This is a genomic window from Streptomyces katrae (assembly GCF_000966975.1).
Classification (GTDB): Bacteria; Actinomycetota; Actinomycetes; order Streptomycetales; family Streptomycetaceae; genus Streptomyces; species Streptomyces katrae.
This window is the reverse complement of sequence record NZ_JZWV01000029.1, coordinates 1-4,565: the sequence shown is the minus strand read 5'-3', so window position 1 is coordinate 4,565 and position 4,565 is coordinate 1. Positions and strand designations below refer to the sequence as shown.

General features: G+C 74.8%; 5 protein-coding genes and 1 pseudogene. 5 read left to right on the top strand and 1 reads right to left on the bottom strand.

The genetic code is table 11. From position 1 onward, the window contains the following. The 3 genes and pseudogenes from VR44_RS02120 to VR44_RS02110 form a co-directional block, all read left to right on the top strand. A pseudogene (locus tag VR44_RS02120) lies at nucleotides 1-1,020 on the top strand (hypothetical protein); the annotation flags it as partial. A gap of 1 nt (nucleotide 1,021) precedes the next feature. Further along, a complete protein-coding gene (locus VR44_RS02115) occupies nucleotides 1,022-2,011 on the top strand; it encodes a thiopeptide-type bacteriocin biosynthesis protein (protein WP_052713426.1) in 990 nt (329 codons plus the stop codon). Nucleotides 2,012-2,116: 105 nt separating this feature from the next. Then, entirely contained in the window at nucleotides 2,117-2,305 is a 189-nt protein-coding gene (locus VR44_RS02110; RefSeq protein WP_045945605.1) for a hypothetical protein, read from the top strand. Here the strand turns inward: VR44_RS02110 and VR44_RS02105 are convergent. Next, complete coding sequence (locus tag VR44_RS02105; protein ID WP_045945604.1) at nucleotides 2,302-2,931, bottom strand: TetR/AcrR family transcriptional regulator; 630 nt, start codon at nucleotides 2,929-2,931, stop codon at nucleotides 2,302-2,304. The genes VR44_RS02110 and VR44_RS02105 overlap by 4 nt on opposite strands. Here VR44_RS02105 and VR44_RS02100 point away from each other — a divergent pair. Then, nucleotides 2,837-4,063, top strand: a complete 1,227-nt coding sequence (locus tag VR44_RS02100) for an alpha/beta fold hydrolase (protein ID WP_425424480.1) — start codon at nucleotides 2,837-2,839, stop codon at nucleotides 4,061-4,063. The genes VR44_RS02105 and VR44_RS02100 overlap by 95 nt on opposite strands. After that, the coding region (locus VR44_RS02095) for a UbiA family prenyltransferase (protein ID WP_169790969.1) at nucleotides 4,060-4,565 on the top strand (506 nt) is incomplete at its 3' end. The genes VR44_RS02100 and VR44_RS02095, both read left to right, overlap by 4 nt.

Below are 4,565 nucleotides of genomic sequence, written 5' to 3'. Positions count from 1 at the left end.
CGCTACACCCGTCTCCCGGCCTTCTACGGCCCGCTGCGCGGCACCCTCACCGAACTGGAGATGGGCATCTCGCTGCGTGCGCTGGCGGTGGGCCTGGAACTCTTCGGCGTGACCGGCCACCTGACCCTCCCGGCCTCGGGCGAGGCCCTGTCGGAACTGGGCCTGGCAGAGGGCGAATGGACCTGGCCCCTGACGGTGGACCTGCCCGGGGCCACCCCCGGAACGGGGTCGGGGGCGCAGCCCCCGGAAACGAGGGAGGGGCGGGGCGGGGAGCGGCTCCGCGCGGCGGCCCCCGCCGACCCCTCCCTGGACCAGATCCTGGCGGTCAACCGCACCCAGTCCACCCTCGGCGAAGCCGCCCCGGCCCCCCTCACCCGGGCGGTCCCGGACGACGCGGCCGCCCGCGAGCTCTCCTGGGCCGAGGTCCTGTGGGAGCGCGGCTCCGGCCGCATGCCGCGCGGCCTCACCGGCATGGCGGGCCGCCTGCGCCAAGTGCCGGAGGGGTCCCTCACCGGCGCCGCCGCCTGGGCCGCCGTACCGCCGCCCGGCGACCTGCTGCGCCGGGTCGCGGAGCACGTCGACGTCACCGTGGCCGTCCAGGCCACCGACGGCTTCGAGGACGGCGTCCACCGCCTCACCGGCGGCCGGCTGCTGCCGCACCGCCCGGGCCCCGGCGCCCTGGCCGCCCTGGAGCGGGACTACGGCTACAACCTGGCGCCGGGCAACGGCTGCGACGTCCGCCACGCCTCCGCGGTCTGGTTCTGCTCGGTCCGCCAACGCGAGCTCGTGGCCGAACTCGGGCCGGGCGCCTGGACCCTGGCGCAGTACGTGGCCGGCTGGATCACCCAGGGCCTGTGCCTGAACGCCGCCGCCCACGGGCTCTACGCCCGCCCGGCGCGCGCCTTCGACGGGCTCGCCGTCCAGCGGCCCCTGGGGCTCGCGCCCGACGAGACCGTCCTGCTGTCCGTCATCAGCGGCACCCCGCGCTTCAACGGACTCCCCTTGGACCTGAGGTTGTGACATGAACGAAACCCCGAACACCCCGGCGCGCACCTGGACCTCCTGGCACCTGCACCTGGCGGCCTCCGACCGTTCCCTGAGCGACCGCGTGGTCACCGACGTGGTCGGGCCCGCCATGGCCGCACTCCCGCCCGGCAGCTGGTTCTTCATGCGCTACTGGCAGGGCGGCCCGCACGTCCGCCTGCGCGCACGCGACCTCGCGGCACCGGACGCCGCCGCGCTGGGCGGCGTACTGCGGGAGACGCTCGCGGCCGCGAACGTCCTGCTGCCCGGCGAGACGCCCGTGGACCCGGCGCGGTTCGCCGTGCAGTCACGGCAGCTGGCCACGGCGGGCGAGGGCGGGGTCCCCGTCGAGGAGCGGGAGCTGCTGGCGCCGGGGGTGTACGAGAGCCCCTACTCCCCCGAGTACGGGCGCTACGGCGGGCCCGCCCTGATCGGCGTCTCCGAGGACCTCTTCGGCAGTTCGAGCGCGCTGTGCCTGGCCTTCCTGCGCACCCGGCCCTCCGACCGGGCGCGGACGGCGCTCGCCCTGCGGGCCACCGCCGTGGCGGCCTCCGTACTGGACGCCGGGCTCTTCGCCGCCTTCGGGGCGGGCTCCTGGAGCGACTGGGCGCTGAAGGCGGGCTATCCGCAGGAGGTGCTGACGGCGCTGGAGGCGGAGTGCGTCATCGCGGCCGACCGGCTCACCGCCGACGGCCACGACCTGGTCGCGCGCGCCACCTCCTCCCCGGGCCCGCTGGCCTCGTGGCGGACGGCGCTGTCGGAGGCGGTCGACGGGCCGCTCGGCGCGGCGGGCGCGTACACGGCGCGGATCGTCTTCTCCCACGTCCACATGCTCCACAACCGGCTGGGCCTGGGCACGCTCGACGAACTGCGCAGCTACCTGCTCCTGGCCCGCCAGGCCGGCGTCGCGATTCCGGCCGCCCCCCGTGCCCAGGCCGCCCCGGCCCAGGCCGCCCCGGCCCAGGCCACCCCGGCCCGGGCCACCTGACCCGCCCCCGCCCCGTGCGCCTTCCCCCGGCGCACGGGGCGCCCCCCGTCCGCAAGCCCTTCCCGACCTCCGACCTCCGACCCCTGACTCCGTAGGAGAACCGCCATGCAGTCCCGTCCCGTGATCACCGTCGCCCTGGTCGTCGCCCTCACCCTCGCCGTGGTCATCGCCATCGGCGCGCTGCCCCACGACGTGCAGCCGATGCCCCGCATCCTGGCCCTGGCGGCCGGTATCTCCACCGTGATCTACACGCTCCGCCGCCCCCGCGACGGCGCCCCGAAGGCCTCCCGCTAGACCTCCCGCGTGCCGGTGCCCTCCGGGGCGGTGAAGATCCGGTCCAGGTGGTGGCGGAGCACGGCGGTGGCCGACTCGGGCCCGCGCTGGCCCACCAGGATGCTGGTGCCCAGGGTCGCCGCCATGGCCAGCAGGCTGACGGCCTCCGTCCGCGCGTCCGCGCCGGGGTCGGCCAGGCCCGCCTCCTGCGCCCCCGCGATCAGCCCGGCCAGCGCGTCCTCGGCGGCGTCCGGGTTGTCGATGAACGGCTGGGCGGCCAGCGCCTCGTCGGTCACGGAGAGGATCGCGTAGGAGGAGTAGAGGAGGTGGAAGGTCCGGCTCTCCTCGTCGGTGGGCAGCGAGGCCAGGACCAGGGCCTCCGCGGTGGCCCGCGGGCCCGGTGCCGGGCCCGCGGCGGCGAGGCGGGCGCCGACGCGGGCGGTGAACCGGTCGGTGAGGTGCTGGAGCCCGTAGAGGAGCAGCTTCTCCTTGGTCTCGAAGTAGTACTGCACCAGCCGCAGCGACACCCCGGCCTCGGCGGCCACGTCCCGCATGCCGACGGCGTGCAGCCCGCGCCGCCCGGCGACCCGCACCAGTGCCTCGGCGATCTGGCCGCGCCGTTCCTCGTGGTCCACGCGCTTGGGCATGCCCTGGTACCTCCACCGTCCTGGCCGTCAACTTCATGGTACCGCTGTACCACCAACATGGTACGGTCGTACCACGAAGAACGGACTCTGCAACGGAGGTGCCGCCGTGCCCGAGAACAGGACCCGCGTACGCCGTGACGTCGGCCGCTACGTCAACGACGAGCTCCGCGACCGCTACTTCGCCGCGGCCGACGTGCTCTACGCGATGGGCGCCCCCATCCGCTCCGAGGCGGACGTAGAGACCAGCTTCGGCACCACGCACGTCTACCGGTACGGGCCCGCCGATCCGGCGGCCGGGTCGCGCACGCCGATCGTCCTGATCCACGGCGCCGGCTACTCCTCGGCCATGTGGCACCCCAACACCCCCGGGCTCAGCCTCGACCGGCCCGTCTACGCCCTCGACACCCCCGGCGACGCCAACCGCAGCATCCACCGCGAGCCGATGTGGCAGCCCGAGCGGGCCGCCCAGTGGATGGACGAGGCCCTCGGCGCCCTCGGCCTCGACCGGGTCCACCTGGTCGGCTCCTCCTACGGCGGGTGGCTCGTCCTCAACCAGGCCCACCGGCGCCCCGGACGGCTCGCCTCGGTGACCGCCCTCGACCCCGGCGGCCTGGAGAAGGTCGGACTGCGCTTCTTCGCCTGGGTGTTCGTCAGCCTCTTCGCCAGCTTCGCCGGTCCTGGCCAGCCCCGAGATGCGCAAGTGGGTCCAACTGGGCGCCCGCGCCTACCGGATCCGCCGCCCCGCACCCCTGCCGCTCTCCGAGGACGAGCTGCGCTCCATCCGCACCCCGCTCTACGTCATCATGGGCAAGCACAGCCTGCTCGTGCACCCGAAGCGCCAGCTGGTCCGGGTGCCCCGGCTGGTCCCCGGAGCCCGCGCCGAGATCGTCACGGCCACGGGCCACGGCCCCCAGATCGACCACCCGGACGTGGTCAACGCCCGCATGCTGGCCTTCATGGACGACACCGACACCCTGGACCGCACCGCCGTCTGACGCGGTGCCGTGCGCACCCCGTGGAACCTCAACCTCCGCTGTTTTCAAGCGGATTGGGCCGCTCCGGGAGTACACCCGTGTACGCCCATGGTTGTATGGCTGCGGCAGTGATCCACTTCCTAGGGTGGCGCCCGTGATCAATCTCAGTGGGCAAGTGATCGTCGCCAGGCCGGTGCGGGTCCTGGACGTCCGTTGGCACTCCCTCGCGGAAACCTTCCGCCTGTGCTGGGAGGAGGCCCGGCCGATCGTCCAGGTCGCGTTCCTCCTGCGGTTCGCGGTGGGTGTGGTGTCGGTGGGGCAGCTGCCGCAGTCCCTGGGGCGGCCCGTGCTCGGCATGGCCTCCCTGTGGTGCGCGGTGGTCTGCGCGTACCTGCTCAACGGGGTCACCGACGTCCACGAGGACCGGGTCAACGGCTCGCGGCGGCCGATCGCCCGCGGGGACCTCCCCGAGCGCACCGCCGCACGGGGCACCGTGCTCCTGGCCTGCGCCGCCCTGCTCCTCGGCGGGCTCGCCGGGCCCTCGGTGGTGGCCTGGACGGCCGCGTTCCTGGTGCTGGGCTGGGCCTACTCGGCCGACCCGGTGAAGGCGAAGTGCTCCAGCGGGCGTTGCGCGGCCGTGGTGTTCGGGCTGGGCGCCAC

What these genes read in the sequence shown, in the direction of transcription:
- VR44_RS02105 (WP_045945604.1), bottom strand. Translation starts at nt 2,931, where the DNA reads ATGCCCAAGCGCGTGGACCACGAGGAACGGCGCGGCCAGATCGCCGAG.
- VR44_RS02100 (WP_425424480.1), top strand. Translation starts at nt 2,837, where the DNA reads ATGCCGACGGCGTGCAGCCCGCGCCGCCCGGCGACCCGCACCAGTGCC.
- VR44_RS02110 (WP_045945605.1), top strand. Translation starts at nt 2,117, where the DNA reads ATGCAGTCCCGTCCCGTGATCACCGTCGCCCTGGTCGTCGCCCTCACC.
- VR44_RS02115 (WP_052713426.1), top strand. Translation starts at nt 1,022, where the DNA reads ATGAACGAAACCCCGAACACCCCGGCGCGCACCTGGACCTCCTGGCAC.